Consider the following 3,032-nt stretch of genomic DNA (forward strand, 5'->3'; position numbering starts at 1 on the left):
GTTCGCCCTCGGCCGCGGCGTCGAGCGGCGAGGGCCCGGCGTGCAGCGAGCCGTCGCGCTTGAGCGCGAGCAGGCCGCCGTCGACCTGCTCGCCGCCGAAGAACAGGTGCACGGTGTCGATGGCGCCCTGGTCGGGCGCCAGCACCACGCCGCGCTCCACCAGGTTCTCGAGCTCGCGGATGTTGCCCGGCCAGTCGTAGGCCAGCATCGCGTCGATCGCGCGGCTGGTGAAGCCGCTCACGCGCCGGCCGTCGCGCTGGTTGAACTTGTGCAGGAAGTGGTTCATGAACACCGGGATGTCCTCGCGCCGCTCGCGCAGCGGCGGCACCCGCACCGGCAGCACGTTGAGGCGGAAGAACAGGTCCTCGCGGAAGCGGCCGGCCTTGACCTCCTCGCGCAGGTTCAGGTTGCTGGCCGCCACCACGCGCACGTCGACCTTGCGCGCCTGCGTGCCGCCCACGCGCTCGACCTCGCGCTCCTGCAGCGCGCGCAGCAGCTTGCCCTGCGCGGGCCAGGCCAGGATGCCGATCTCGTCGAGGAACAGCGTGCCGCCGTCGGCGCGCTCGAAGCGGCCGGGCCGGTTGCTCACGGCGCCGGTGTAGGCGCCCTTCTCCACCCCGAACAGCTCGGCCTCCACCAGCTCTTCGGGGATGGCCGCGCAGTTGATGGCGACGAAGGGCCCGGCCGCGCGCGGGCCGATGCGGTGCAGGCTGCGCGCCAGCACCTCCTTGCCCACGCCGCTCTCGCCCTGGAACAGCACGGTGGCCTGGGTGTCGGCGGCGCGGCGGATCATGTGGCACACCGCGTTGAAGCCGGCCGACACGCCCACCACGTCCTCGCCGCCGAGCAGCGAGCGCGCCTCCGGCGCCGCCGCGGCGCCGCGGTTGGCGGCGCTCAGGCCGCTGCTCAGGCTGTCGGCCTGCAGCGAGCGCAGGTCGTCGTCGGCGTCCTCCCAGTCCTCGACCGGGCGGCCGACGATCACGCAGTGCGGTGCGCCCTGCGCGCAGCACTGCACCTCGCGGAACATCACCGGCCGGCCCATGAAGCGGCTGACGAAGCCCGAGGCATAGCCCACCTGCTGCCAGCACGCCACGTCGGTGCCGATGCCGTAGAGGCGGATGTGCTCTTCGGCCTCGGCCGAGCCGTGCCAGTTGAACTCGCCGTAGAAGCGGCCGTGCTCCTCGTTCATGTCGAGCCGCACCGGCTCGACGCGCGCCACGCCCTCCAGCATGTGCAGCTGCGGGCCGACCAGCATGGCCTCGGTGGGGTGGGTGGAGCCGCGCAGCTTGCGCGCGAGGTCGGCGTCGTGCGAGCCGGAGTTGTAGCCCACGCGCGTGATCAGGCCGCGCGCGCGATCGATGCCCAGGCTCTCGATCAGCTCCTGCCGCAGCACGCCCTGACCCGACACGTGCATCAGCAGCATGCGCTGCTCGTCGAGCCAGATGCGGCCTTCGCGCGCGTCGAAGTGGATGCGCGACACGAGGTCGTCGATCGCCGGCGTGGCGGCGCTCTTGGGGGGCGGGGTCTTGTGCGAGGCCATGGGCGGCGCTTGTAGAAATTCAAACAGTGCAGGCCGCGGATGCTAGCGGCGACCTGCATGAATTGATACACGCGTTTGAGCCGAGTGGCTCGCGACACGGCCGCAAACGCGTTCGCGAGGCCGATTCCGGCGCTCGCGGCGACCAAAGATCAGGGTGTTCCCTAGACCCTGGCGCGATGGCACAGGCCGTGCGAAAGCAGGCCATCTCGACTCCCGTTTCATCACGCATGTCCGTCGTGCCGTTTCATCCGCCAGGGGCCGCTCCGGCCTGCTGGGTGCGCCTGCGCAACGAGCGTCGCGACGGCTTCGTCGAGTTCGATTTCTCGCTCGGCGACCCCGACCTGTGGGTGGAGCTGATCCTGCCGCGCCCGGCCTTCGACGCCTTCTGCACCGCGCAGCGGGCGCGTTCGCTCGGCGCGGCCGAAGGCGCGCGCATCGACGCCGAGCAGGCCAAGTGGCGCTACGGCCGACACGGACCCGACGAATAGCCCACGGCCCCGACACCGGAACGACAAGACACCAGAACACCAGGAGACAAACAGACCATGACCGTCGAAATCCGCACCCAGACCGTCAAGCCGGTGCGCCAGACCTTCGGGCACCTGGCGCGGCGCTTCGGCGACAAGCCGGCCACGCGCTACCAGGAGGCCACCTACGACATCCAGTCCGAGGTGAACCACCACTACAAGCCGCTGTGGGACCCCGAGCGCGACCTCTACGACAAGCGCCGCACCGCCGTCGAGATGGCCGACTGGTACGCGCTGAAGGACCCGCGCCAGTACTACTACGGCAGCTACACGATGGCGCGCGCCAAGCAGCAGGAGGCGCTGGACCGGCAGATGGAGTTCGCCGACCGGCGTGCCCTGCTGGCGCAGCTGCCGGCCGAGGCGCGCGAGGCCATCGTCTTCGCCCTCGTGCCGCTGCGCCACTACGAGTGGGGCGCCAACACCAACCTGAGCCACGTGGCCGCCTACGGCTGGGGCACCGCGGTGACGCAGGCCGCGGTGATGGGCGCGATGGACCGCCTGGGCCTGGCCCAGCACCTCTCGCGCATCGGCCTGCTGGTGGACGGCAACACCGGCGCCGCGCTCGACCAGGCGCACCGCCACTGGGTCGAGCACCCGGCCTGGCAGGGCCTGCGCCGCGAGGTGGAGAACCTTTTCGTCACGCGCGACTGGTTCGAGGTCTTGGTGGCGCAGACGCTGGTGGCCGACGGCCTGCTCTACCCGCTGTGCTACCAGCACTTCGACGCGCACATGGCGCAGCGCCACGGCCCGGCGCTGTCGACCGTGCTCGACCACATCAACCGCTGGCAGGACGAGACGGTGAAGTGGGTCGACGCGACCGTCAAGACCGCGGCGACGGAGAGCGAGGCCAACCGGGCGCTGATCCAGGGCTGGGTGAACCACTGGCGCAGCGCGTTGAAGGCGGCGCTGGCCCCGCTGGCCGAGGCCACGCTGGGCGAGCAGGGCGCGGGCGCGCTGGCCGCGGC

At 71.4% G+C, this 3,032-nt stretch carries 3 protein-coding genes; 2 read left to right on the forward strand and 1 reads right to left on the reverse strand.

What is annotated here, in order from left to right; genetic code table 11:
* A partial coding sequence (locus x551_RS20455) for a sigma-54-dependent Fis family transcriptional regulator (protein WP_051512247.1) occupies nt 1-1,540 on the reverse strand: 1,540 nt, incomplete at its 3' end.
* A 236-nt stretch (nt 1,541-1,776) separates the two neighbouring features.
* Here x551_RS20455 and x551_RS20460 point away from each other — a divergent pair.
* Both x551_RS20460 and x551_RS20465 read left to right on the forward strand, forming a co-directional pair.
* Nucleotides 1,777-2,028 (forward strand): phenol hydroxylase subunit, encoded by a 252-nt coding sequence (locus x551_RS20460; protein ID WP_253950435.1) that lies wholly within the window; start codon nt 1,777-1,779, stop codon nt 2,026-2,028.
* A 57-nt stretch (nt 2,029-2,085) separates the two neighbouring features.
* A partial coding sequence (locus tag x551_RS20465) for an aromatic/alkene monooxygenase hydroxylase subunit beta (protein WP_036234610.1) occupies nt 2,086-3,032 on the forward strand: 947 nt, incomplete at its 3' end.

Origin of the sequence: Methylibium sp. T29, assembly GCF_000576205.1 — a bacterium.
GTDB classification, from domain to species: domain Bacteria; phylum Pseudomonadota; class Gammaproteobacteria; order Burkholderiales; family Burkholderiaceae_C; genus Methylibium; species Methylibium petroleiphilum.